Origin of the sequence: Amphritea opalescens (assembly GCF_003957515.1) — a bacterium.
Lineage (GTDB): Bacteria > Pseudomonadota > Gammaproteobacteria > Pseudomonadales > Balneatricaceae > Amphritea > Amphritea opalescens.
Window position 1 is genome coordinate 135,452 of sequence record NZ_RQXW01000004.1, and the last position, 25,040, is coordinate 160,491.

Genomic DNA, 25,040 nt, shown 5'->3' on the forward strand with positions numbered 1-25,040 from the left:
GATGTTACAGACGTTTTTTGACAATCTTTTAAATCTGTTTCTCGACACAGCCATCTGGTTATTGTTTGGCTTGATTCTGGCAGCCATACTCAAAGGCTGGATCCCAACTAACTTAGTGAAGAAGTGGCTCAGTGGCGACGGTCTTGGGGCGGTTGTTCGCGCCGCCTTTATCGGCGCCCCTTTGCCGCTCTGTTCGTGCGGTGTATTACCCGCTGCCATCGGTCTACGCCGTTCCGGTGCTTCGAAACCAGCAACGGTCGCCTTTTTAGTCGCCACACCGGAAACCGGCGTTGATTCCATATCAGTTACCTACGCTCTGTTAGGCCCAGTCATGGCGGTTATCCGTCCGATTTCAGCTATCTTCAGCGCGATCGTTAGCGGCATGATGATTATCCTGTTTGATCGACCAAGCAACCGCGACAGCCAAGCAGAAAGCACGAGCAACAACGACGCTAACCCAGACTCAGTCAGCAGCTGCTGTGCAAGCAGCAAGCCTGCACCGGTGGCCGACAGCTGCTGCAGTAGCACCGCAAAAGAACCCGTCACACAGAGTTGTTGCAGTAGCCAGCAAGCATCAACCCAAACGGACTGTTGCGAGTCAGAAGATACCCGCTGCAGCACAGCGGATTCAGATATCCAACAACCGGGTATTTTGGCAGGGCTGCGGTTCGCTGTTATCGATATTTTGGATGATATTTCCGCTTGGCTGGCGGTCGGTCTGATTTTAGCTGCGGTGGTTGCCACACTCGTTGAGCCATCTAGCCTTAGCCAGTGGGGTAGCGGGCTCACCGCCATGCTGCTGATGCTGGTAGTGGGTCTACCGCTGTATATTTGTGCCACCGCGTCCACGCCGCTGGCAGCGGCGCTACTCGCCGCGGGTATGTCCCCCGGTGCGATTTTAGTCTTTCTACTGGTCGGCCCCGCCACTAACATTGCCGCGCTCGGCATCCTCAGCCGCGAATTAGGTGTACGCGCCGTCATCATCTACCTCAGCGGCATCAGTATTTGCGCGGTACTATTAGGGCTCGCAACCGATGCCCTGCTTAGCAGTCAATCCATCACCGTTGGTATCGCCATGGCAGATCATGACTCGGCGGCCTTTATGACACTCAAGTGGATCGCCGCCATCATATTATTACTACTGGCGATCAAGCCACTGCGTCAGTTGGTCTGGCGTACCGAAGGAGCCTCCTGCCCATGAACTTTTTTACCCAACGCCATCTCAATAAACTGCAACAAGCGGTAATTGAAGGGGATCTGGTGAAACTAAAAAAACAGTTTCAGAAACTAGATCAAGCGCAACTGACGGAACCTACCTTTAACCACCAAAACCAAGATTACAATTTGCCGGAACTGGCTATTAGCGCCGGCCAGGCGAAGGCGTTAGATCATCTCATTCAGGCAGGCTGTCCCTTGACCGCCAGTCAATCTGAGCCGCTGTTATATCAAGCAATACAACACCCACAACAGAGCCTAGCCTTGATGACCGTCTTACTGCAGGCAAAGGCGCCGCTGGGGTATCCAGATAGCGACCCTCAACATGCTCTCTTTGCTTGCTTTAAATTTTGCCCAAGCGCTAGCCTTATGCTTCACCTAAGTCGCCTAAATGAGTACGGTGCCGATCTTAACCAGCCTGACTCACAGGGTCATACGGCGCTTATATTAGCGCTACAGCAGGAACATAAAGGTTTGGTACAGATGCTGATCAACAGCGGCGCCCTATTACCGGCAAAAGCACAGGCGTTATGCAGTGAGGAAATGATCGGCTATGCCAGACGACTAGCCGATGATCTGAATATCAGACGGATGATGCTCGGTTAGACGAGCAACTGACGATCTATTTTGCTAGCGCAGCTACCACAGAGATTTCAACCAGCAGTTCTGGCCGAGCCATACGCGCTTCAACACAGGCACGAGCCGGTGCATAACCTTCCGGTACCCAGCTATCCCAAACCGCATTCATCGCCGCGAAATCTTTCATATCACGAATATACAGAGTTGCCGATAGGATATGTTCACGATCGCTGCCCGCTTGCTTTAGCAGTGCATCGACTTTATCCAGCATTGTTGCTGTCTGCTCAGTAATGCCATCGTTGGCATCTTTAGCCACCTGACCACAGAGGTAAACAGTATCGTTATGGATAACGATCCGGCTCATACGCTGAGCGGTTTCTTGACGTTCAATAGACATAGTTTTTCACCCTTAACAAATTAGCCATTGTATGTGATCGCTTCCCAGACACCAGATAGATCGACCTGAAATCAGACCAGCTGGCAAGAAAAAACAAGGAAGTCTCAAGCAAGACAGTAAATAAGACTGCTGCCAGCCGAAACCTGTTCGCTGGCAGCACAGGCCTCAATCAGAGGCGGGGAATTTCAATCGCAGGACAGCGGTCCATCACTACTTTAAGACCCGCCGCTTCGGCCTTCTCAGCCGCCGGTTCGTTTACAACACCCAACTGCATCCACACCGCTTTGGCATTCACAGCAATCGCTTCATCGACCACATCACCGGCCTCAGCCGAATTACGGAAGATATCCACCATATCGATCGGCTCTTTGATATCCGCTAAGGAGGCCACGACTTCACGGCCGTGAATTTTTTCTCCTACTTTGAGCGGATTAACAGGAATCACGTTATAACCCTTAGCCAACAGAAAATGCATCACCTGATTGCTAGCCCGATGCGACTTGGGACTCGCCCCTACCATCGCGATCGTTTTACTTTGCTCTAATATCTGACGAATTGCGTCCATTAAATCCGGTACCTCTTTAATTATTGTTATCTCCGCAACAGGGACACTCAGGGTCCCGTCGCAGCTTTAGTGTTCGCCAATCCATATGACGACCGTCTAAAAGTAATAATTTGCCCACCAACGGCTCACCCACATCGGCGAGCACTTTCAACGCCTCCATCGCTTGGACAGAGCCGATAATACCCACTAACGGCGCTAGTACACCGCTATCGGAGCAGGTTAAATTCTCTTCATCACCCTCGCGATATAAGCAACGATAACAGGGTGCATCTTCGCGGCGTGAATCAAACACCGCGACCTGCCCTTCAAGCCGAATAGCCGCACCTGACACCAGAGGGGTTTTATGTTTGACGCAGGCATCATTAATCGCAAAACGAGTGGTAAAGTTATCACTGCAATCAACCACAAGATCCGCCGTGATCACCTGTTGCTCTAGCGCCTCACCTGCTAACCGATCATTAATAGCATCGACTCGAATATCTGGGTTCAGTTCCGCCAATGCCTCTTTTGCCGATAACACTTTAGGCTGGCCGATTGTCGAGGTACGGTGAATAATCTGTCGCTGCAAGTTAGTCAGTTCAACGTTGTCATCGTCCACCAGCACTAACCGGCCAACGCCGGCTGCCGCCAAGTACATCGCCACAGGGCTGCCTAAACCGCCGACACCAATAATCAGCACCGTCGACTGCAACCAGGTTTCCTGACCGGCAATATCAACCTCAGGCAGCATAATCTGCCGGCTGTAACGCAATAGCTGATCATCATTCAGCATTCTATTTAATCTCTTTTTCTAACGTCAAATGATACTTAGCCCAGGTTATACGGTCATTCCCAGCATAATCCTGCGCCGATTCAATATCGCTGTATGCCAAGTCTGCTAAGAGCTGCCGCACTTTGTCAGCCTGATCATAACCATGTTCAAACAGTAAAATCCCGCCATCAACCAGAAACGTTCGTGCTTCGGTGGCAATATAACGAATATCAGCGAGGCCATTTTCCTCGGCGATTAGGGCACTCAGCGGCTCGAAGCGCACATCACCCTGTTCAAGGTGTGGGTCCTGTGGATCGATATAGGGCGGGTTGCTCACAATCAGATCGAAGACACCTGCCACCGGTTCAAACCAACTACCCTGCAAAACCGTTACATTCGTCAATTCGGCACGCTGCCGGTTACGTTCAGCCAGTTCGACAGCCTCGGCCACCCGATCAACCGCCAACAATGACCACGCCGGACGCTCTGATGCCAACGCCAAGGCGATCGCGCCAGTGCCGGTGCCTAGGTCTAATACTCTGGCCGCCAAAGGCGGAATTAGTTCCAACGCCATCTCCACCAAGCATTCGGTATCGGGGCGAGGAATCAAGGTCGTCGCATTCACCTCTAGATCCAGACTCCAGAACCCTCGGGTGCCGGTCAGGTGCGCAATCGGTTCCCCCTGCACACGTCGCTGCAGCAACTGCTCAAATAGCGATTGTTGCGCATCACTCAACAGGTGATCTCGGCGGGTAAACAGAAAGGTTCGGCTACACTGGAGAACATGGCAAAGCAATAGCTCGACATCGACCGCCGGGCTATCACTAGAGGTAGAAAGCTGGGCGGCACAGCCCTGAGCTTCAATGATATTCATGATAAGTCAGATCAGCCTTCTTCGGACAACGCGCCCAGAAGTTCGGCTTGATATTCATTGACGAGGGGGTCGACCACCGCACCCAGTGCACCTTCCATGACCTCCTGTAGTTTATACAGCGTCAGGTTAATACGGTGATCGGTAATCCGCCCCTGAGGGAAATTATAGGTGCGAATTCGTTCGGAACGATCGCCACTACCGACTAACGACTTACGGGTACTGGCCTGTGCCGCCGCATGACGTTCGCGCTCGGCGGCCTGTAAACGTGAGGCGAGCAGCGACATCGCTTTGGCGCGGTTCTTATGCTGCGAACGTTCTTCCTGACACTCCACCACCACGCCGGTAGGGATGTGGGTCAATCGAATCGCGGAATCGGTTTTGTTAACGTGCTGACCACCGGCACCGGATGACCGAAAGGTGTCCACTCGCAGGTCGGCCTTATTAATTTGAATGGCACTGACCTCATCCATCTCAGGCATCACCGCGACGGTACAGGCCGATGTATGGATACGGCCCTGGGATTCAGTTTCGGGCACCCGCTGAACACGATGCGCACCGGATTCGAATTTCAGACGGGAATACACATCTTTACCGATAATCCGCGTGATAACCTCTTTATAACCGCCGTGTTCACCCTCGTTAGCGCTGATAATTTCAAGCTTCCAGCCCTGAGTCTCGGCAAAACGGGTGTACATCCGCAGTAAATCTCCCGAGAAGATCGCCGCTTCATCTCCGCCGGTACCGGCACGCACTTCCAGAAAGACGTTATGTGAATCATTCGGATCTTTTGGCAGCAGCAGTATTTGCAGTTCCTGCGCCAAGGATTCGATCGCCTCTTTCGCTGCCGAGTATTCCTCTTTTGCCATCTCCCGCATATCCGGGTCGGAATCCTCTTGCATCAAGCGAGCTTCTTCCAAGTCGGCTTCAGCCTTCTGGTAGGCTTGAAAACACTTCACCACCGGTTCCAACTCGGCATATTCCATCGAATAAGCGCGAAACTTATCCTGATTAGAGATCACCCCGGCATCCCCCAGCAACGCCGCTAGTTCTTCATAACGGTCAGCCAAGCTTTCGAGTTTAAGGGCTATTGATTCTTTCATCACTAATCAGTCTTCTTTCAAATTGGGAGATAGTTGATACAGATCTTGGGCTATCTCAAGATAATCATCACGCCCTTCGGCACTGGCTTTGCGCAGTTGAACCGTCGGGCTATGCATTAATTTATTCGTTAAACCACGGGCCAGATTATGCAGCACGCTTTCAGCATCTTTACCATTATTCAGCTGACGCAGTGCTTTTTCCAACTCGGCATCGCGCAATTTCTCTGCCTGCTGACGCAACGACATCACAGTTTCAACGGCATCCAACGAACGTAACTGACGAATAAATTCCATCGCCCCCGCTTCCACTAACCCTTCCGCTTCTTGGGCAGCACTTTCACGGCTACGAACGTTTTCCTCGATCACCTCTTTAAGGTCATCGACGGTATAAAGGTAAACATCATCCAGATCGGCGACTTCATGCTCGATATCCCGCGGCACGGCGATATCCACCATAAATACGGGCCGATGCTTACGTTTTTTCAGTGCGGACTCTACCGCGCCTTTACCTAAAATAGGTAACTGGCTAGCCGTCGAGGAGATAACAATGTCCGCATCTTCCAATGCTTCGGGAATATCACCGAGCAATATCGCCCGAGCATTAAACTCTTCCGCCAGCAGCTCGGCGCGCGCTAATGTCCGGTTGGCAACGATCATCTGCTTGACCCCAGCCTCTGACAAGTGTCGAGCCACCAATTCGATGGTTTCACCCGCGCCAATCAATAGTGCTTTACTCTGACTCAAGTCGCTAAAGATATGTTGCGCCAAGCTAACCGAGGCATAAGCAACCGACACCGGATTTTCGCCGATGGCGGTATCGGTACGCACTTTTTTCGCCACGGCAAAGGTTTGCTGAAACAATCGGTCTAATTCTGCGCCCACCACACCGGCACTCTGCGATACCGCATAACTGGACTTAAGCTGCCCTAATATCTGCGGTTCACCCAGCACTAATGAATCCAAACCACTGGCGACCCGCATCATATGTTGTGCGGCATGCTGATCCCAGTGGGCATAGCTGCAGCTCTGCAACTCGTCTGGATCAAGGCTGTGATAGCTCCCCAACCACTCAAGCAGCGCCCGAGTGCCTTCAAGTTCTGTCGAACAATACAGCTCCGTTCGATTACAGGTAGATAGAATGGCCACCTCTTTTAGATGGGCAAGTTGACAGGCTTGCGCCAACGCATCCGCCATCTGTTCCGGTGCAAAAGCAACCTTCTCACGGATCGATACCGACGCTGTCTTGTGATTAATGCCTAACGCGAGCAAAGCCATATAGGAAAATAACACCTAGGTTGAAAATAGCGCGTAATAATACACTTTATTGACTCAAAGGTTAAAAAACCCGTGACGGATCAGATCAATTTTTTACGAATTACACCCATATATGACAACACCCCCACGATTAATCTATAGTGGAGCCATCAATCTCTTTGCGATAGCTAAATAACAGCAAAATGAAAGCATCTATGCCTATACCGACATCTGTAGCAAAAATAGCCACGCCACTGACCGTAGCGGTGATCGGCCTATTATTGAGTTTAACGGGTTGCTCTAGCCACCAGAGCAAAGTTGAAGAGCAGCTAGAAACACCGCTGCCAACCGTGGAATATCGACCCGGCGAACTCAATCGAGAGACCCTATACGATCTCATCGTGGCCGAGATCGCTGGACAGCGTAAAGCATTTGACCTGTCACTCGAGAACTATCTGCACCAATCACAGCTGACCAAAGATCCGGAAATTGCCCAGCGCGCCACCTACATCGCCCAATACTTGCAACGTCCAGATGAGTTGCTCGAGGCCGCTCGCCTATGGCAAATTGCCGAACCACAGAATCCGGAACCCTACCAAATCGCCGCCAGCCTGCTACTACATCAAGGCGATTTTGCAGCAGCACTGCCCCTATTACGACAAGCACTGAGTCAGTCCGATAAACAGACCCTCATGATCATCAGCGCCCAGGCAGAGCAGTTCAGCCCCGAAGAAGCCCGCGCCTACATTAGTCTCTTGGAAGAGCATGCCCAGCAAAATAGCAATGCAACCCTACTGACCACATTAGGCACCCTCTATGCTCAGCAGGGTAACAATGTTAAGGCCCTACAACGCTTTAATGCCGCCATTAGTGATGACCCTGAATACCTAGAAGCCGTTATTAAAAAAGCAGAACTGCTACGCAGCCAAGGGGCCTTTAACCAAGCGATCACCGTGCTCGAACCGCACATGAACGCAGATCAACCCGACCAGCAAGTATTTACCCTCTATGTACAGCTACTGTTTCAATCGAAACAGACCCAAAAAGCAGTACAACAAGCACTGCTGTTGGTAGAAACCTTCCCAGAGGAGCCCCAGTTAACCTTCTATACGGCGCTGCTCTTACTGGAAAATGATCAGGTGGCAAAAAGCCGCAACATCATGCAAACACTTCTTCAGCAGTATCCGGACAATACCACTCCGCATTACTATCTTGGTTTGATTGATCAACATGATGGCAATCGAGCAGCAGCCATCGACCACTTTATTCAGGTCAAAGACAACACCAATATCCTCTCGGCCTATCGACGCATTGCGTCGCTACTCGACCATCCCAGCGACCGCCCTCAACTGCAAACCATTTTGCAGGAGGCCCGCAACAACATGCCCGAAATTGATATTCCACTCTATGCGATCGAAGCCGAATGGTTAAATCTGCATGACTTTAAGGATATCGCCCTCAGTGTCCTTGATGAAGCCTTGCAACAGCATAGCGACAATGTGAATTTACTCTACAGCCGCGCCATGACGCTGCCACCACAGGATATCGACCTGATCGAGAAAGACCTGCGCGAAGTCTTAAAACAGGAACCGGATAACAGCATGGCGCTCAATGCACTAGGCTACACACTATCCTTATATACCGACCGTTTCGATGAAGCCTACGAACTCGTTAACAGCGCACTCGCTTTATCCCCGAACGACCCTTCGATTCTCGACAGTATGGGCTGGATTCTTCTCAAACAGGGCAAGCCCTACGCAGCAGTCGATTACTTACAGCAGGCTTACCAGCGCTTTCCTGATCCTGAAGTGAGCGCCCATCTGATTCAGGCTTACCATGCGGCCGGCGATCAAAAAACCGCTCTCGCGCTGTTAAAAAAAGAGCGACTCAAGCATCCGGGTAATGAGTTTTTGCAGGAAGCAGCAGAGTCAATTAACGCCCCTCAGGATTAAATCATGCGCTTACGAATTCTGGTTGTAGCGGCGTTGATACTGCTATCAGGTTGTTCTGGCCTAACACCACAACCGACGACAACCCCTGAACGCCCGTGGAGTGAGCATTATCAGATGATGCAAGCGACAGATAGCTGGCAGCTCACCGGTAAAATAGGCATTCGCGCGCCAGCTGAAAGCCATAGTGCTAGCCTGTATTGGGAGCAATCGCCACAGCGTTACCAAATAGACCTAACCGGCCCGCTCGGCCAAGGTGGCGCACGCATAGAAGGCGATGAGTTAGGCGTCAGCATCGACATTGCCGGCGAACAGCCTCTTTGGGCCCCTTCCGCCGAACAACTGATGGAAGACACCCTCGGCTGGCAGTTCCCTGTTCAGGATGTACGCTATTGGATATTAGGGATTCCCGCGCCTAGCAATCCCTTCGAACTCAGCTTAACCCAACAGCTTGCCGATGAAATCATTCAGAACGGATGGAAAATCAAGTACTTGCGATATAATTATCAAACAGGCCATCCACTTCCTGAGAAGCTAACCATCAGCCGCGACGACCTACGACTGACGATTATTGCGAAAGAGTGGCAAATACCACACTAAAATCAGCCCTTTTCAATGCCATTCATTTGACTTTGGCTCAAGCATCTAGGAAAATACGCGCCTCGTTTACGGGCCAGATCCGTGAATCAGAATTACTGGGGTATCGCCAAGCGGTAAGGCAACGGGTTTTGATCTCGTCATGCGGAGGTTCGAATCCTCCTACCCCAGCCACATTTAAGTCTGAGCGTTTATGTTATAGCTTCGATTTTAAAGAACTTGGCCGGGAAGCGGCTCCTGAGCCTTTATTTTGAGGTTTAAATAGAGTGCAAGCCCCGCCAAATAAGATGAACGAATCTCAATTAAACGACTGCAGATCCGAGAAGGTAGACACCGTGCCTAAAATGATGGTCTTCACTGGCAATGCAAACCGCCAGCTGGCTGAAAAAGTTGTAGAACGCCTCGATATTCCAATGGGCGAAGCCACCGTAACGAAATTTAGCGATGGCGAAATCAGCGTTGAGATTCATGCGAACGCCCGGGGTAAAGACGTATTTATCGTCCAATCTACCTGTGCGCCGACCAATGACAACCTGATGGAACTGATCGTCATGGCTGACGCATTGCGTCGCGGCTCTGCGAGCCGGATCACCGCGGTTATTCCTTATTATGGTTATGCTCGCCAAGATCGCCGTCCTCGCTCTGCCCGTGTTGCTATCAGCGCTAAAGTAGTCGCTGACATGCTAGCCGGTGTGGGTATTGACCGAGTATTGACCGTCGATCTACACGCCGATCAAATCCAGGGCTTCTTTGACGTCCCTGTTGATAACGTCTACGGCTCCCCTGTCTTGCTAGATGAGATTGCACGTCAGTGCTACGACAACCCGATTGTCGTCTCTCCTGATGTAGGCGGTGTGGTTCGTGCGCGTGCAGTTGCTAAGCAACTCGGTTGCGATCTAGCCATTATCGATAAGCGTCGTGAGAAAGCCAACGAAGCACAGGTGATGAACCTGATCGGTGACGTTAAAGGCCGTACCTGCATCCTGGTTGATGACATGTGTGATACTGCTGGCACGCTGTGTAAAGCTGCCGCCGCACTGAAAGCCAATGGCGCGGACAAGGTTGTAGCTTATGCTACCCATGCCGTTCTATCGGGCGCTGCGATCAGCAACATCACCGGTTCCGATCTTGACGAACTGGTTGTGACTGACACCATACCGCTGAGCGAAGCCGCGCAGCAATGCAGCCAAATCCGCCAGCTTACATTGGCGCCTATGTTGGCCGAAGCGGTACGTCGCGTCTGCAACGAAGAATCTATTAGCGCAATGTTCCGTTAAGCCCACGAGCTTAACGGTAGCTGATAAACATCCCTCAGGGGAAAACGCGCCCATTACGGGCTTACTGAAATAACTGCAAAGACCTGGTCGCAAGGTGTTTGCAGTTTTGTTTTTATTGAAGGTATCAAAATGACCGATTTCGTATTGAATGCACAGCCTCGTACTGACGAAGGGAAAGGTGCGAGCCGCCGCCTACGTCATGCTGGTTTTGTTCCTGCTGTTGTTTACGGCGGAGACAAACGTAAAAAGCCTGTGTCTATCTCTCTGGAAAACCGCGTACTGGTTAAACAGCTTGAAGATCAAAGCTTCTTCTCTTCTATCCTGACACTGAACCTGGAAGGCAAAGAAGAGCAAGTTATCGTTAAAGATATGCAGCGCCACCCAGCGAAAGATTCAGTTATGCACATCGATTTCCAACGCGTGACTAAGTCTACGCCTATCGAAATCATCGTGCCGCTGAACTTCGTTAACTTTAACCAGTCTCCAGCGGGTAAAGCATCAGGTAAATTCACCATCCAGCAGAACACTACTAAAGTTCGCTGCTTGGCTGAAGATCTGCCAGAAGCTCTGGAAGTTGACCTGTCAGGCGTTGATATGGATCAGGTTATTCACCTGTCTAGCGTATCTCTGCCTAAAGGTGTTGAGATTGTACAATTGCGTCGCGGTTCTGATCGTGACCAAGGTATTGCTCAGGCTTACGCTCCACGCGCAGCTAAAGCAGGCGCTTAATAGCTGAACCACAGGCTCCGGTATGCAAGACCAGATACAACTGATCGTAGGCTTGGGAAATCCAGGCCAAAAATATGACCAGACCCGTCACAACGCCGGAGCCGACTTCGTTGGGCAGCTTGCTGCCCAGCATCTTATCCAGCTCAAGCCAGATTCAAAGTTTCATGGCCTGTATGGAAAGATCAACCTGAATGGCAAAGCTGTTCATCTGTTGATCCCAACAACCTTTATGAATCTCAGTGGCCAGGCAGTTGCCTCACTGGCTAACTTTTATAAGATTCCTGCTGAAAATATTCTTGTCGCTCACGATGAACTCGACCTTCCCCCGGGCATTGCTCGCTTTAAACTAGGCGGCGGTCACGGTGGACATAACGGTTTACGCGACATTATCAGCAAGCTAGGCAACAACAAGAATTTTTATCGCCTGCGCATCGGCATCGGACATCCGGGCAGCGCGGGCGAAGTTATTGGTTTCGTCCTCAAAAAAGCGCCCGCCTCTGAATTCAGTATGACGGAAGCCGCTTGCGATGAAGCCTTGCGAGTGTTGGAACAAGCCGCTAGCGGCGACTGGCACAAAGCAATGAACACTTTACACTCCTTTAAGCCGAACAACTGACGACAGGATCATAGCCATGGGTTTCAAATGCGGCATCGTTGGCTTGCCAAACGTAGGCAAATCTACTCTGTTTAACGCCCTGACCAAAGCAGGTATTGGTGCAGAAAACTTTCCCTTCTGTACGATTGAGCCCAATGCAGGCGTTGTACCTATGCCAGATCCCCGTCTGGATGCACTCGAAGCCATCGTCGATCCTGAACGCGTACTCCCCACCACGATGGAGTTTGTCGATATTGCCGGCCTCGTCGCAGGCGCATCAAAGGGCGAAGGCCTGGGCAACAAGTTCCTCGCGAACATCCGCGAAACCGACGCCATCGCCCATGTTGTTCGTTGCTTCGAAGATGAAAACGTCATCCACGTTGCGAATAAGATCGATCCTATTGATGATATCGAGATTATTAACACTGAATTAGCGCTGGCTGACCTTGAATCGGTTGAAAAACAGCTCAATAAAGTGATGCGCATCGCTAAAAGCGGCGACAAAGACGCACTGAAATCAAAAGTCATTTTGGAAAAAGTGCTCGCCCAACTGGAACAGGGGAAACCCGTTCGCGCACTCGAGCTAAACGATGAAGAACATGCAGAGATCCATCAGTTCCATCTGCTGACCATCAAACCGACCATGTATATCGCCAACGTGGCGGAAGACGGCTTCGAAAATAACCCTCATTTAGACAAAGTGATCGCTTTGGCTGAAGAGGAAGGCGCCGCCGTGGTTGTTATTTGCAACAAGATGGAAGCGGAAATCTCTGAACTAGAAGATGAAGAGAAACTCGAATTCTTGCAAGAGATGGGCATGGAAGAACCGGGCCTTGATCGGGTGATCCGTGCAGGCTACTCCCTATTAGGCCTACACACCTACTTCACCGCGGGTGTTAAAGAAGTCCGTGCCTGGACCGTCAAAGAGGGAGCTACCGCCCCTGAAGGCGCCGGTGTTATCCACACGGATTTCCAAAAAGGCTTTATTCGCGCAGAAGTGATCGCCTATGAAGATTTCATTCAGTATAAAGGCGAAGCCGGCGCAAAAGATGCTGGCAAATGGCGTCTAGAAGGTAAAGATTACATCCTGAAAGATGGCGATGTTGTTCACTTCCGTTTTAACGTTTAAACCGGTATACAGGCGAATCAACCGTATTATTTGATGTAAATTACAGTACAAAAAATAGCCATTCTGGAGTCATTCAGCATGGCTATTTTTTTACCTCGCACACACGAGATAAATTAACGGTTTTTTCCCGCTAATCAGTTGACATGATTACCAAAAAAGAGAATAATTCGCGGCCTTGATAAGTGCTAAGGCAATATAGCTCAGCTGGTTAGAGCATCGCATTCATAATGCGAGGGTCGCAGGTTCGAGTCCCGCTATTGCCACCATTCACTTTTCAACATTGCTGGGGTATCGCCAAGCGGTAAGGCAACGGGTTTTGATCTCGTCATGCGGAGGTTCGAATCCTCCTACCCCAGCCAACTTCTTAACCTATCTATTAGGATTAAGTAGAGATTGGTAATTATTGGGATTTCATCCAAATAGTTACCCATCATATTTATATGACGGTTATTAAACCCACTGTTATATAGATGGCAATATAGCTCAGCTGGTTAGAGCATCGCATTCATAATGCGAGGGTCGCAGGTTCGAGTCCCGCTATTGCCACCATCTTTGCTGGGGTATCGCCAAGCGGTAAGGCAACGGGTTTTGATCTCGTCATGCGGAGGTTCGAATCCTCCTACCCCAGCCATTTCTTTTCCCTCTGCAATACTCAAATATAACGCCTAACTTTCAGTTTGCACAAGAACCTTTAGGTTCGACTAATTGCGAAGCAATTTGAGACGAGCGACAGCGAAGCCCGCAGCGGACTTATCGTCATCAGACGATAAGGATCAATCATCCTACCCCAGCCATTTCTTACTTCACCACTCTGCTCAAAAAATACTCTCACGTCCAATACCCATCGAGAACCTCAAGGTTCGACAAATGTTACAACCATTTGAGATGCGCTCAGCGAAGCCCGCAGATAACTTACCGTCTATAGAGGATAAAGAAAAATCCTCCTAGCTCAACATAAAGCAGATATCCCAAGCGATAAACAAGTTATGTTTTCTTGATGTGCGAACGGCGAGCAACGGCTCATCACCCGCTTTATGATGTCATACAAGTACAACCGCTTTTTACAGCATTGCCCACTGACAGAATGGTTCAAAGGAGATACACTCAAGGACTAGGGAGTTTTAACCGCAGAAGAATACAATGAATGAGCAAGCAACAACCGGCGCTCCGAGCGGACTGTTTAAAAGGATTGTTTCAGAGAAGCGCCAACGGTTACGTAAAAATGTCCATATCCTCTTTCTCAGCCTAACCGCTGAGGAGATAGATCCGATCATCACCCTGTTACGTGGCGCCAGGATGGCCCCCCGTGGGCAGCAGGTACAATCGGCTGAAGAGTTGAATGCCGCGCTGAGTGAGCGTTCCTGGGATCTGATTCTAAGCCCGCAGGTCGAAGGCCAGTTTGGCGCACGAGAAGCAGCCCAGATTATTCACCGGCTGAATAAAGATATCCCCATTATTCAACTCGTCCCCAAAAGTAGTAGCCAAGCACTCTTACAAGGCCTTAAGGCACGCATGGCGACCGTTATCTCGCTGGAAGAACAAGAACTGCTGTTAATTCAAATCCGGCGACAGTTAGAACATCTTGAGACGCGACGGCACTTACGTATTCTTGAAGCCGAACTGGCTCAAACAGAGAAACAGTGTCAGCACCTCGCCGACCTCGCCAGCCTGCCGATCGTCTACCTGACCAAAAGCCTAGCGCCTATCTACAGTAATCCGGCCTTTACCGAGCTATTCGGGCTAGAAGACAACAATCATTTAGAAAGCCAAACTCTCGATAAATTTACTGTCCTAAAAGATCGTGACCGATTAAAAACAGCGCTGCAAGATGCCCTTGATAATAGCAACCACATCATCAAAACAGAGCTGAATGCACGCCGTATCGATGGCACCAACTTTCAAGCGGCATTTACGATTCAACATGCGCACTATTTGAATCAAGACTGCCTACAGGTCATGATTAGCCCCGATAGCGACGACAACGAAACAACCTTCGAAAACCTCGACCCTACCACGCGGCTATATGATGCAGACTACATTATTAACGCCTTGGAGAAAGCCGCCCACCGTGCACTGATCGGCGGGGCCGACTGCAGTCTTCTGTATATTCGATTTGATAACTATAGTGCGTTGCAATCGGAACTAGGGGTCACCGGTAGCGACATTGTCCTATCGGATGTTGCCGACCTGCTACGACGCAAAATTAACAAAACCCATATCTGCGCTCGGTTAGAAGACGACGTGTTCGCCATTCTGTTTCACGACCCTAGTCCCGATAAAGCGATGAAACTAGCTGAGCTACTCTGTAACTCGGTTGCACAACTAAAGGTTGATGTTGCCGGCACCAGCGTACAAACCAGCTGTAGTATCGGTGTCAGCACCATTAATGATAACGCACCCCATTATATCGAGCTGATCGACCGAGCTCGACAGGCCGCCGACGAGGCTCGCCATAATGGCCTGCGCGGAAACTGCGTCAAACTGTTTGAAACACCCGAAGACGAACTAGACGAAATCGATGATTCATCTATCAAGCTGATTCAAGATGCGCTGAAAAATGATAAGTTCCGGCTGCTGTTTCAGCCCATCGTCGCACTGGCCTCCGCTAACGGCTGGGGAAACTATGAAGTATTCCTTCGACTGCAGCAGAATGATGACGATGAAGCACTGTCACCCAATATATTCCTCTCAACGATGGATCATTCAGATACCAGCATTCAGATTGATAAATGGGTCATTGAACACACCTTTAGCCGGATGACAGAACAGCTGAAACATAAGCAGCGCTGTCGAATATTTATCAATCTCACCGCTAGTTTTTATCAGGACCAAGATGAACTTAGCTGGATTGCCGACAAACTGAAAGAGCACCGCATTCCCGCAGAGTTAGTCGTATTTCAGATCAGTGAATCGGATCTGAGTACCAGTCAGCTACAGGCAGAGCATTTCAGATTTGGGCTGAAAAAACTGGGATGTAAATTCTGTATCAAGCACTTCGGCATCTCTGAAAACCGAGAACTGTTACGCATCAAGCTTAAACCCGACCTCGTGAAGTTGGATGGTTCCTATATTCAAGATCTGAGTAATTCAACAGAATTCGACAAAGCCTTTGCTTCCCTCATTAAAGATCTTAAGCATGCCAACATTAGCAATATTGCCCCCTATGTCGAGGACACTCAACTCATGGGTAAGCTCTGGAAATTTGGGGTTGATTATATTCAGGGGTATTACCTGCAACCGCCTTCTGAAGAGATGAATTACGATTTTTTTGAGTAAAAAAAACCGCCAATTGGCGGTTTTTTAATACGATACAGCAACAGCCGATCAGACACCTATAGGGTGTCCCGATCCCGAAAACCGATCAGATAGAGAATGCCATCTAAGCCCAACGTTGAAATTGCTTGTTTGGCGCTCTTGCGCACCAGCGGTTTCGCTCGGAAGGCGATACCGAGGCCAGCAATCGACAGCATTGGCAGATCATTAGCACCATCGCCAACGGCAATTGTCTGTTCCAGACGAATGCCCTCTTTTTCTGCAATCTTACGTAACAGCTCTGCTTTTCGCTTACCATCGACAACGGTGCCGGTAACATTACCAGTGACCTTACCCGCAACGATTTCCAGCTCATTCGCGTAAACGTAATCGAACCCCATCTTCTGCTGCAGGAAGTTGGCAAAGTAATTAAAGCCGCCGGACAGAATAGCCGTTTTAAAGCCCAAACCTTTCAGCTTAGACACCAGCTCTTCCACCCCTTCGGTCAAGGGTAGGTTATGGGCAATACGTTCTAATACCGCTTCATCAAGCCCTTTCAGCAGCGCCATACGGCGTTTAAAGCTCTCGGTGAAGTCGATCTCGCCACGCATTGCCGCTTCCGTGATCTCGGCTACCTGATCGCCGACACCGGCTTCTTTAGCCAACTCATCGATCACCTCAGCTTCAATCAAGGTGGAATCCATATCAAAGACGACTAAGCGACGGTTACGTCGGTAAATATCATCCTTTTGGAAGGCGATATCCACATCGAGGTCACTGGCGATACGGAGAAACTCTTCACGCAGTTGAGCGGAATCCGCTGGCGCGCCCCGCACCGAGAACTCGACACAGGCGCGGGTCTTTTCGCCGGTTTGCCCTTTAGAGACCTCATCGATAGACAAACGTCCTGATAGGCGGCTGATATTATCAATATTCAAACCATGATCAGCAGCGGTCTGAGTAACCTTACCGATATGCTCAGCGGTAATTTTACGGGCTAACAGGGTAATGATGTGCCGGGATTTACCCTGCTCATTCACCCAGCTTTGGTATTCATCTTCAGTCACCGGCTCGAAGCGGATATTCATATCCAACTCATGTGCCTTAAACAACACATCCCGCAATAGGCTGGATGCCTCGGCCTTTTCAGGCACCCCAATAAGGATGCCTAATGACAGGGTGTTATGAATGACGGCCTGGCCGATATCAAGAATATTAATATCAAACTGAGTCAATATACTGGTGATAGACGATGTGACGCCCGGCTTGTCTTGGCCGGAGATGTTAAGCAGGATGATCTCTTTCATGACCTATTCGCAATGCGTGCTAAAGATGGGCGGATTATACCACCGCTGTAATTTAATACTGTTAAAGATCGAAGCGGATACGGCATTTGAATCCGCTGTTTCACTTATTTTACCCGTGCTGACAAGGGGGATCTCTATTTCAGTAAACAGCAGAAAAGCGTTGCTACTGTTTATGTTATTGGTAGATCGCCACTATGTCCGTCAATTAAACAGGCCCGTAAACCCGCTAGGGCTTTGCTAATAAGACGACCTGAGACTTTTACATGCCCAGCCCAAACAATTGAGCAGTCGTCGCTTGCTATGGCTTGCTGATAGTCTGCGCGGTACAGCGAATACCTGCCGGAATGTTACCATCTGGATTTCGCATCACTAACTGTACACGAAAAGTACCACTGGCAGAGTCAATCAAAGGATCCACGATAACCACGGTAGCGGTGTTTGCATCAATCGTCTCTGACTCAGGCTTAATCAACAACTCTTGCTTAAGCGAAACCAGCCCAAAATAACTGGCAGGCAATAACAGATCGACATGCAATGGATCTAATGTTGCAAGGGATAAGATAGGATCCGTGTTAACAAATTCACCGGCATTATTAAAGCGATTCACAACCACACCTTTAATAGGGCTGGAAACTTTACGCAACGACAACTCCTGTTGCTTCAAGCGAAGTTCGGACTTAGCAATAAGTAATTCTGTTTCAATCTCATCCCGTTCACTCGCCGTTAAAATATCGTCGTCATAAAGATCCTGATTACGTTGTGCTTTGCGCTTAGCAAACTCAGCCCTGACTTTCGCTAATTGAACACCTTCCCTTTCAACTCCCGCTTTGAGCTGAAATAGGGCCTGCCCCTTTTCAACGCTATCTCCACGTTTAACCATCACCTTATCCAGCACCCCCATCACCGGCGAACTGATCTCCACCTTTTCACTCGGCTCTAACATGCAACCCAAGGTTGACAACCTTAGCTCTTCCTCTTCCGCCTGAAGACTACTAAGTTGAGTAAAGAAAAGGCCTATCGCAACAGTAAATATGAGAGGCTGTTTTTTCATTTTTTATCTCCAGTAAATGCCAACGTCCGTTGACGTTGAGTATCCACTTTGATGAGTTGCATACGTTGTTTGTAATGGCTTCGTGATAGTTTCTTCTGACAACTGAACTGGATGCGATAACCCAACCGATGCGGCAACAAGATACCTGTCGTGTTTATCGCCTGTATAAGCTTTCGCAGTAACGGCCCGGCCATCTTTTTAACCAACTGATCTTCAAATGATAAAATTTCACTGACAGCCCCAGGATCTCCTTGGCGCGCACTACGACCCGCTAACTGTCTGTCTATCCTAGCAGCATCCTGAAGCTCTGTAATAACAACATGTAAACCACCTGATGCGCGAGTTTCATCCGTTAGCTTAATATCCGTTCCTCGCCCCGCCATACTGGTAGCCACCATCACCGCGCCAGGATAACCCGCCACTGAAACGATATCGGCTTCCTCTTTATCTTGCCGCGCGTTCAATATCTTGTGCTCAATCGATACGTTCGTCAGTACCTCACTAATCGCCTCCGATGAAGCAACCGAGTTAGTACCGATTAATACCGCTTGGCCTTTTGCTACCAGTTCACGGGTCACTTCAGCAACCCGTTGCCATTTTTCCTGCTCGGTTAAATACACCTCACAGTAGCCTTTTTTCCTCTGACTCCTTTTCAGCAAGGGGATTGTTTCACTGCGCAGCCGATAAACATCCAATAACTCGCCTGCAACTTCGCGAACTGTACCGGTCATGCCGCATAAATGATGATACTTTCTAAAAAAGTTTTGATAGCTTATTTCTGCGTTTGTTTCCCGAGGTTTAGTCAGCTCGCAGCCCTCTTTCATTTCGATCATTTGCTGCAAGCCTTGCCCCCAACTTCGCCCCGGCATCACACGGCCGGTATACAGATCGACAATTTGGACGGCCCCTTCATCATCAATAATATAGTCCCTATCCAGATGGTATACGTGCAAAGCGGCTAAAGCCTGCTTCACTAAGGGCTCACGATAGAAACTACTATTCCATAAGCCATCCAGCGGTTCACAGCAATCGACTAATAACTTATGCCCTGCAGCAGTCAGGTGTATCTTTGAATTTTCATCCTGCTTAAAATCGATCTCTTTTTTATACTTTGTCCCTATCTCCATCGCGGTCTTTAACAAGCGTTCTTCCCGTTGACCAAACTTTTCTTGTCCAGAGATAATCAATGGCGTTCTGGCCTCATCAATAAACACACTATCGGCCTCATCGACGATAGCAAAATGCAAACCTCGTAGTAATAAATTGTCCGACCAGGAGGCATCCCCCGTCAGTAATGAGGCTTGCTGAATACGTGTGGTTTTTCGATGGGCTAATACTAAGCTGTCTTTTAAAAAATCAAAGGTGAGTTCTTTATTGCTGCAATAGCATATATTGCAGGCGTATATTTCGCGCCGTTCTTGCAGCTCTCTTTCATGGATAATAATACCGACAGACAGCCCTAACGCTTGATACAGAGGCAACATCTCTTCACCATCTCGCTCGGCCAGATAGTCGTTGATAGTGACAACATGCACCGGAATACCGGCGAGACCTGCAGTCGCCGCAGCCAAGGTGGCCGCCAAGGTTTTCCCTTCGCCTGTCGACATCTCAGCAATGCCGCCGCGCAACATCGCTAAGGAGGTCCGAATCTGTGTATGATGGTGACGCATCCCCAATACGCGACCACTAACCTCTCTTATCACAGAGAACGCTTCGATAATCGTTGCAGTATTGATGCCTTCTAACCGTAATTTCTGACGACTAGTATCCAACGCTAACGCAAGCTCATCCGCTGTATAGTGTTCGAGCGCCGCCGAGCGTTTGAATATTGCTTTCACCATCCGTTCATTGCGTCGCAACAACTTGCCGCCTAATTTTTTTGACCGCTCCTTTGATCTCTTCAGAAAAGTATCGAGCCAATTACTTTCCTGCCATTTATATTCGTTGCGTAAGCCTGCTATAACCGGTTGTTTACTCGCATATTCAGACATCGAAGTACTCCAAGAAAGTACGCCGAACCACGCGGTACAGCCTATACATAATAGCTTCTGGCGGATGCTCAAATTTCAGATGGATACGCTCATCAACAAACACCATGGGAAAGTGCCCAAACTCCAACGCAACGATAAAGTACTGCCTCAGTGATTGCGGTGTGTCCGAAGTAGAGGAAGAAGGATCCATAATGATGCTCCCTCCCGCCGTTTCAGTCAGTATTCCACTGACAGGCTCTTTAGTCGCCGCAGGGAAAACCGACCAACTAGTGGGTGTTAACTGTGTATTAAGATCCGATGTTTGCAACGCAGATATAGCCACTGATTTATCGCGCACTAATTCAATATCAGCTTCCGGCACCATACCCAGAATAGAAACATGATCATTGGTTATAACATGGCCGATAAGATCACCACGTTTCAAAAACATACCCACTAGATCCGCTGCATTTCTGAGCGACCAAATGCCATCAGACTGAGCATAAAGATTTAAAGATGCTAACCGCGCTTCGCTCTCTTTCAGCTCCAAATTGAGCCGTGACAGTTGATCATCATATATTTTTAACTGCACCGGATCATTCCAGACGCCTTGTCGTTCTGCACTGGACTCGAGGTACTGCTGTTGCAAAACTAATTGTTCAGTACGCAACTGAGGATTGCTACAGCTGATCAGTAAATCGCCTTTCACAACAATGGAGCCAGGGGGTTTATGCAGCTGCTCGACAAAGCAATTTTCCTCGGCGAGAACTCGGCGTTGATCGTCCATCTGCACCACCCCCTCAACACTGGTGGTCAACGGCAACGGCATGACACATAAAAGAAGCACAACAATACCTGCAGCCACGGGAATCATCACGGTCGGGCTGCGTCGTCCAGTGCGAATATCCGAGTCCTGCCATGCTTTTTTTAGTAGCTTAAAGTTTGGCACGATTAAAGTACCAATCAGCGCCCAAACCGCAAGAACGATACCCACAAAGAAATATTGCTGCGCCACGAATAACACAATGGTGACCATCAAGAACATACGATAAATATACGAGGCAAAGCCGTAAAAAAACAACCACAGTGCTTCACGCCGATCATAGGCCGGTGACGCCAAGCCACTAACGCCAAACATAAAACGCTTTGTCAGCCATCCCCAGTATTGATTGGAGCGCTGACCAAGATTAGGTATCTCAATAAGATCCGCCAGTATGTAATAACCATCGAATCTAAGTAGAGGGTTGCCGTTCACCATCACGGTGGATAATCCAGCGATAAAGATAATATTGTACGCTATCGATTTGATGAGGCCCGGCTCAGCATTCACCCAGACAAACATCGCCACCGCAGCAATAAACAGCTCGACGATGATACCGGCAGATCCGACTAAAATACGTTGTTTCTTATCCGCAAAGGCATTGGTTGACGAAGCATCCACATAAGGCATGGGTAGCAGCACCAATAACATAACACCCAATTCATGAACTTCACCGCCACCTCGCTTGACACAATAACCGTGTCCCAGCTCATGAATGAGTTTTATCACGGGGTAGATAAACCATAAAAGCACTAGGTTATCCGCCGCGAGCACCCGATCGGTCACATTCGAGGTTAGCTCCTCCCAATGCTGACCCACCATAACAAGCATGCCAATAACCAAGAGGCACCAAATACATAACGCCGTAAGAGAGAAGAGAGGCTTGATATATTTTTGCGTCGCAACCAAGAAACGTTCAGGATCCAGCAGAGGAATTTTAATGGATAGCGGAGACTTCAGTTTAGACATCCAGCGCGTGCGTTCGGCTTCTTTACCACGCTCAAATAATTCACTGATATCACCACTCGTATCCATACCGACGAGGTTGGCTTGATACAGGCTTGCCAGTAATTGCAGCATCTCCTCATGCGTCGGCATCTCTTCGCCTAACCGCTGTGATGAGAGCTCCCATAACCGATCAATCGTTCGCTCGCCATTCATCAAACCAACAATAAGATAAGACTGAGGTGAAAGCCGTCTCACCTGACCGGTGACATGATCTTCAAGAACATACCAACGTTTGCCTCGATAACGGTGGGCATTAACCGTCACATGGTGCCGTAACCGCGGTTTCAATTCGGCAATTTGATACCAATCACTGGAAAACAAATTAGCACTCATGATAATTCCCTATCTGCGCACCGAGACAACGGCACTACCCCCAGAAACGCCACAATTGAAGTTTCATCCAATCAACCATGCTGCGCGTCCAGATACTGATCAACAGACGCTCATCAACATATATCTGCGCCACCCCTTCAAGGCCGACACGTAACATCTCATCCTTATTATCAAAATCAGCTTCAACACGATAAACCGTCGCCCCTTCTAGCACTTCAGCCATAGGGTTTATACGCGTGACGGTAAACGAAAACTTCTGGTCAGGTAGAGCAGACAACACCAACTGACCGGTTTGCCCTTGACGGATATCATTAATTCTAAATTCATCCACATACATGGCTAACCTGAAGTGACGACGGGGAGATAATTCAAATAATACATCGCCCTGTCGTAACAGAGTGCCGATTCTCTGACTCAAATCCCCTGACACAATCAAGGCATCAAATGGCGCTTTCATTACCGCCTGAGATATCTGATATTCAAGCAACTTTATTTCAGCCTGCGCCCGCTTACCCTGAGCATTATTAATCTGCACTTGCGTGCGCTCATTTCTCGCTAAGGCTTCTTCATACTTACGCCGCGATGTAGCCTCTTGGTTGACCCAGCTCATCAACTGCAAGCGTAATTCTCGCGTATCCAGTTCGGCTAACAACGCCCCTTGTTTTAGCGTATCCCCCGCCCTGAGTGTCGCATTCTGTAAATAACCATCATAGGGGGCAACGATAGAACGGATCTCAGCGCCCTCGATGACAGCATCCGCGCTGATATTGTAACGGCCGGGCATCAGACTAAAAAAGAGAGATAATAAGAGCAGACTAAATAGAGTAATTTTCCGGCCAAGATGACCAGGGCCAAACAGCAAACTTAATTGATTTTTAACACTACGATAAACGTAGGCATACAGAGGTAAACAAGACTGACGTTTCTCTTCAAGTACCACGCCGACAAAGTTAGTCAATGCTTCAGCCGTAAGCTGTTCTTCTTGGCTGAATGGCTGATCAATCGGCCGATCAAAGAGCACCGCACCGTAACAGTCTTCTTTATCAACCAGCGGTATCGTCATCAGAGTGCGCTGCCCTTTTTCTACCGCCAAAATACTATGCGCGTGTGTTACCCGGTTATGGCCATCCAGAGCGGGCCATACGATAGATTCTTGTTGATCAACGGCTTCCTGCATCGCCTGAGTCGTTAATTTAACTAACTCATGTTTCTTACTATGGCCGCTACTATTTGACTCAGAATGGACCTCTAACTCAGCATTTTTAACAAATCCGAGCACGACTCGTTCGGCGTCTAGATATTGCCCCATCAAATTTACAAAGCGCAGCGCTGCATGCTCAAAATCACGCTCGCCAAGTACATGGGCAATACTATCGATAACAATATGTTGCCGTTGATTATCTTGGGCAACCGTATTTAACAGGTTTCGAGATAAGCGTAACTCAAGCCATCCAGCGCAATACTCAATCACCGCCAACGCCTTGTGTAACTCCACTTCATCTGTAGCGCTCAGCAACACAGTAACGACCGCGCGCAACGCGCCATCGACAAAAACGGGGTAACTGCCAATATGATGTTTACCATCATCTAAAGGCATGATCAGCGGCTGTTTTGACTTCAGAGTCTCGTCCGCTGCATCCAGTAGTAACTTATCCTGAGTGCCCACTTCTGGCCAAACGGCCATCGAATGAAACTGTCCACTGTGTGCTTCATCGGCAACAACTAATGCGACGCGAACCTGGGGTAATTGACCGCACAGCCACTCCAGCCAGGTAAAATGCCAATTATCATGATGGGTATCCAACAACCCATTCAGCTGCTGAATAGAGTCAGGCAACGAAGCAGTGATCTCACCCATAAATAGATTCTTTTTTATGTGTCTAAATATAAAAATGCATCGGCATGCCAAAACATACCGAAGCGTTTATAAACTAACCCACTCTTGACTCATTAGTTTTTATTTACGCCGGTATCATCAAGCTTACCAAAACGCTTTTCATATTCTTCCACAACACCATTCAACAACAGCGATAAACGCTTCGCCGCAAAAGGGCTAACAATCATACGATCCGTTAACTCAATACCGACTTCTTTTTGACCTGCACGCCATGCTTGGTTGGTACCAAACAACAGCGTCACTTCCTCGCGTGTACTGGAAACATTACACACATTGGCGTAAGTACTACGCATCTTGCTGTCGTCCCAACGAATTGTCGGTCCACTTGCTTTCTTATTTTCTACCGTATCGCCAGACATCTTAATTCCTCAATGTTTTCGTTTAAATAACT

21 protein-coding genes and 5 tRNA genes are annotated in these 25,040 nt (G+C 49.0%); 14 read left to right on the forward strand and 12 right to left on the reverse strand.

Annotated elements, in window-relative coordinates; genetic code table 11:
* The first annotated feature begins 1 nt into the window (after nt 1).
* Nucleotides 2-1,201, forward strand: coding sequence for an SO_0444 family Cu/Zn efflux transporter (locus EH243_RS06060; RefSeq protein ID WP_126157749.1), 1,200 nt, complete (start codon nt 2-4; stop codon nt 1,199-1,201).
* The gene (locus EH243_RS06065; protein ID WP_126157750.1) at nt 1,198-1,821 is read left to right on the forward strand and encodes an ankyrin repeat domain-containing protein; all 624 of its coding nucleotides are present in this window, start codon (nt 1,198-1,200) and stop codon (nt 1,819-1,821) included. The genes EH243_RS06060 and EH243_RS06065 overlap by 4 nt, the downstream gene beginning before the upstream one ends.
* Nucleotides 1,822-1,837: 16 nt before the next feature.
* Here EH243_RS06065 and EH243_RS06070 read toward each other — a convergent pair whose 3' ends face one another.
* The 6 genes from EH243_RS06070 to hemA all read right to left on the reverse strand — a co-directional run bounded on the left by EH243_RS06070 (nt 1,838) and on the right by hemA (nt 6,756).
* On the reverse strand, nt 1,838-2,191 hold the full coding sequence (locus EH243_RS06070; protein ID WP_126157751.1) for a RidA family protein: 354 nt from the start codon (nt 2,189-2,191) through the stop codon (nt 1,838-1,840).
* Nucleotides 2,192-2,360: 169 nt separating this feature from the next.
* Entirely contained in the window at nt 2,361-2,756 is a 396-nt protein-coding gene (locus EH243_RS06075) for a CoA-binding protein (RefSeq protein ID WP_126157752.1), read from the reverse strand.
* Between the two features lie 16 nt (nt 2,757-2,772).
* Nucleotides 2,773-3,528 carry a HesA/MoeB/ThiF family protein gene (locus tag EH243_RS06080; RefSeq protein WP_126157753.1) on the reverse strand — a complete coding sequence of 252 codons (756 nt, stop codon included), beginning with the start codon at nt 3,526-3,528 and terminating at the stop codon, nt 2,773-2,775.
* A gap of 1 nt (nt 3,529) precedes the next feature.
* On the reverse strand, nt 3,530-4,381 hold the full coding sequence (gene prmC / locus EH243_RS06085) for a peptide chain release factor N(5)-glutamine methyltransferase (RefSeq protein ID WP_126157754.1): 852 nt from the start codon (nt 4,379-4,381) through the stop codon (nt 3,530-3,532).
* Between the two features lie 11 nt (nt 4,382-4,392).
* Nucleotides 4,393-5,481 carry a peptide chain release factor 1 gene (gene prfA, locus EH243_RS06090; protein WP_126157755.1) on the reverse strand — a complete coding sequence of 363 codons (1,089 nt, stop codon included), beginning with the start codon at nt 5,479-5,481 and terminating at the stop codon, nt 4,393-4,395.
* 6 nt (nt 5,482-5,487) lie between these two features.
* The gene (hemA, locus tag EH243_RS06095) at nt 5,488-6,756 is read right to left on the reverse strand and encodes a glutamyl-tRNA reductase (protein WP_126157756.1); all 1,269 of its coding nucleotides are present in this window, start codon (nt 6,754-6,756) and stop codon (nt 5,488-5,490) included.
* Nucleotides 6,757-6,950: 194 nt separating this feature from the next.
* Between hemA and EH243_RS06100 the strand changes: the two genes are divergently transcribed.
* The 12 genes from EH243_RS06100 to EH243_RS06155 all read left to right on the forward strand — a co-directional run bounded on the left by EH243_RS06100 (nt 6,951) and on the right by EH243_RS06155 (nt 16,287).
* Nucleotides 6,951-8,687 carry a tetratricopeptide repeat protein gene (locus tag EH243_RS06100; protein ID WP_164549055.1) on the forward strand — a complete coding sequence of 579 codons (1,737 nt, stop codon included), beginning with the start codon at nt 6,951-6,953 and terminating at the stop codon, nt 8,685-8,687.
* Nucleotides 8,688-8,690: 3 nt separating this feature from the next.
* Nucleotides 8,691-9,284 (forward strand): lipoprotein insertase outer membrane protein LolB, encoded by a 594-nt coding sequence (gene lolB, locus EH243_RS06105; protein WP_126157758.1) that lies wholly within the window; start codon nt 8,691-8,693, stop codon nt 9,282-9,284.
* A gap of 96 nt (nt 9,285-9,380) precedes the next feature.
* Nucleotides 9,381-9,455, forward strand: a tRNA-Gln gene (locus tag EH243_RS06110).
* Between the two features lie 161 nt (nt 9,456-9,616).
* On the forward strand, nt 9,617-10,558 hold the full coding sequence (locus EH243_RS06115) for a ribose-phosphate pyrophosphokinase (protein WP_126157759.1): 942 nt from the start codon (nt 9,617-9,619) through the stop codon (nt 10,556-10,558).
* A gap of 129 nt (nt 10,559-10,687) precedes the next feature.
* Nucleotides 10,688-11,287, forward strand: a complete 600-nt coding sequence (locus EH243_RS06120) for a 50S ribosomal protein L25/general stress protein Ctc (protein ID WP_126157760.1) — start codon at nt 10,688-10,690, stop codon at nt 11,285-11,287.
* A 22-nt stretch (nt 11,288-11,309) separates the two neighbouring features.
* Nucleotides 11,310-11,903 carry an aminoacyl-tRNA hydrolase gene (pth, locus tag EH243_RS06125; protein ID WP_126157761.1) on the forward strand — a complete coding sequence of 198 codons (594 nt, stop codon included), beginning with the start codon at nt 11,310-11,312 and terminating at the stop codon, nt 11,901-11,903.
* A 16-nt stretch (nt 11,904-11,919) separates the two neighbouring features.
* Complete coding sequence (ychF, locus tag EH243_RS06130; RefSeq protein ID WP_126157762.1) at nt 11,920-13,011, forward strand: redox-regulated ATPase YchF; 1,092 nt, start codon at nt 11,920-11,922, stop codon at nt 13,009-13,011.
* Between the two features lie 189 nt (nt 13,012-13,200).
* Nucleotides 13,201-13,277: transfer RNA gene (locus tag EH243_RS06135), tRNA-Met, on the forward strand.
* An 18-nt stretch (nt 13,278-13,295) separates the two neighbouring features.
* Nucleotides 13,296-13,370: transfer RNA gene (locus EH243_RS06140), tRNA-Gln, on the forward strand.
* 113 nt (nt 13,371-13,483) lie between these two features.
* Nucleotides 13,484-13,560: transfer RNA gene (locus EH243_RS06145), tRNA-Met, on the forward strand.
* Nucleotides 13,561-13,567: 7 nt separating this feature from the next.
* Nucleotides 13,568-13,642: transfer RNA gene (locus EH243_RS06150), tRNA-Gln, on the forward strand.
* 509 nt (nt 13,643-14,151) lie between these two features.
* Nucleotides 14,152-16,287 carry an EAL domain-containing protein gene (locus tag EH243_RS06155; protein ID WP_126157763.1) on the forward strand — a complete coding sequence of 712 codons (2,136 nt, stop codon included), beginning with the start codon at nt 14,152-14,154 and terminating at the stop codon, nt 16,285-16,287.
* Nucleotides 16,288-16,343: 56 nt separating this feature from the next.
* On the opposite strand, the gene serB is transcribed toward EH243_RS06155, so the two are convergent.
* The 6 genes from serB to EH243_RS06185 form a co-directional block, all read right to left on the reverse strand.
* Complete coding sequence (gene serB, locus EH243_RS06160; RefSeq protein ID WP_126157764.1) at nt 16,344-17,570, reverse strand: phosphoserine phosphatase SerB; 1,227 nt, start codon at nt 17,568-17,570, stop codon at nt 16,344-16,346.
* Between the two features lie 298 nt (nt 17,571-17,868).
* A complete protein-coding gene (locus tag EH243_RS06165; protein WP_126157765.1) occupies nt 17,869-18,621 on the reverse strand; it encodes an efflux RND transporter periplasmic adaptor subunit in 753 nt (250 codons plus the stop codon).
* Nucleotides 18,618-20,612 (reverse strand): preprotein translocase subunit SecA, encoded by a 1,995-nt coding sequence (locus EH243_RS06170; RefSeq protein WP_126157766.1) that lies wholly within the window; start codon nt 20,610-20,612, stop codon nt 18,618-18,620. Before EH243_RS06170 ends, EH243_RS06165 begins: the two co-directional genes overlap by 4 nt.
* A complete protein-coding gene (locus EH243_RS06175; RefSeq protein WP_126157767.1) occupies nt 20,605-22,752 on the reverse strand; it encodes a peptidase M50 in 2,148 nt (715 codons plus the stop codon). Before EH243_RS06175 ends, EH243_RS06170 begins: the two co-directional genes overlap by 8 nt.
* A gap of 34 nt (nt 22,753-22,786) precedes the next feature.
* Entirely contained in the window at nt 22,787-24,610 is a 1,824-nt protein-coding gene (locus EH243_RS06180; RefSeq protein ID WP_126157768.1) for a GAF domain-containing protein, read from the reverse strand.
* A gap of 92 nt (nt 24,611-24,702) precedes the next feature.
* Nucleotides 24,703-25,008 (reverse strand): DUF3467 domain-containing protein, encoded by a 306-nt coding sequence (locus tag EH243_RS06185; protein WP_126157769.1) that lies wholly within the window; start codon nt 25,006-25,008, stop codon nt 24,703-24,705.
* Nucleotides 25,009-25,040: the final 32 nt, after the last annotated feature.

Bases quoted from the DNA above. Each gene is read 5' to 3' on its own strand.
- EH243_RS06060 (WP_126157749.1), top strand. From the start codon at position 2: ATGTTACAGACGTTTTTTGACAATCTTTTAAATCTGTTTCTCGACACA.
- EH243_RS06065 (WP_126157750.1), top strand. From the start codon at position 1,198: ATGAACTTTTTTACCCAACGCCATCTCAATAAACTGCAACAAGCGGTA.
- EH243_RS06070 (WP_126157751.1), bottom strand. From the start codon at position 2,191: ATGTCTATTGAACGTCAAGAAACCGCTCAGCGTATGAGCCGGATCGTT.
- EH243_RS06075 (WP_126157752.1), bottom strand. From the start codon at position 2,756: ATGGACGCAATTCGTCAGATATTAGAGCAAAGTAAAACGATCGCGATG.
- EH243_RS06080 (WP_126157753.1), bottom strand. From the start codon at position 3,528: ATGCTGAATGATGATCAGCTATTGCGTTACAGCCGGCAGATTATGCTG.
- prmC (WP_126157754.1), bottom strand. From the start codon at position 4,381: ATGAATATCATTGAAGCTCAGGGCTGTGCCGCCCAGCTTTCTACCTCT.
- prfA (WP_126157755.1), bottom strand. From the start codon at position 5,481: ATGAAAGAATCAATAGCCCTTAAACTCGAAAGCTTGGCTGACCGTTAT.
- hemA (WP_126157756.1), bottom strand. From the start codon at position 6,756: ATGGCTTTGCTCGCGTTAGGCATTAATCACAAGACAGCGTCGGTATCG.
- EH243_RS06100 (WP_164549055.1), top strand. From the start codon at position 6,951: ATGCCTATACCGACATCTGTAGCAAAAATAGCCACGCCACTGACCGTA.
- lolB (WP_126157758.1), top strand. From the start codon at position 8,691: ATGCGCTTACGAATTCTGGTTGTAGCGGCGTTGATACTGCTATCAGGT.
- EH243_RS06120 (WP_126157760.1), top strand. From the start codon at position 10,688: ATGACCGATTTCGTATTGAATGCACAGCCTCGTACTGACGAAGGGAAA.
- pth (WP_126157761.1), top strand. From the start codon at position 11,310: ATGCAAGACCAGATACAACTGATCGTAGGCTTGGGAAATCCAGGCCAA.
- ychF (WP_126157762.1), top strand. From the start codon at position 11,920: ATGGGTTTCAAATGCGGCATCGTTGGCTTGCCAAACGTAGGCAAATCT.
- EH243_RS06155 (WP_126157763.1), top strand. From the start codon at position 14,152: ATGAATGAGCAAGCAACAACCGGCGCTCCGAGCGGACTGTTTAAAAGG.
- serB (WP_126157764.1), bottom strand. From the start codon at position 17,570: ATGAAAGAGATCATCCTGCTTAACATCTCCGGCCAAGACAAGCCGGGC.
- EH243_RS06165 (WP_126157765.1), bottom strand. From the start codon at position 18,621: ATGAAAAAACAGCCTCTCATATTTACTGTTGCGATAGGCCTTTTCTTT.
- EH243_RS06170 (WP_126157766.1), bottom strand. From the start codon at position 20,612: ATGTCTGAATATGCGAGTAAACAACCGGTTATAGCAGGCTTACGCAAC.
- EH243_RS06175 (WP_126157767.1), bottom strand. From the start codon at position 22,752: ATGAGTGCTAATTTGTTTTCCAGTGATTGGTATCAAATTGCCGAATTG.
- EH243_RS06180 (WP_126157768.1), bottom strand. From the start codon at position 24,610: ATGGGTGAGATCACTGCTTCGTTGCCTGACTCTATTCAGCAGCTGAAT.
- EH243_RS06185 (WP_126157769.1), bottom strand. From the start codon at position 25,008: ATGTCTGGCGATACGGTAGAAAATAAGAAAGCAAGTGGACCGACAATT.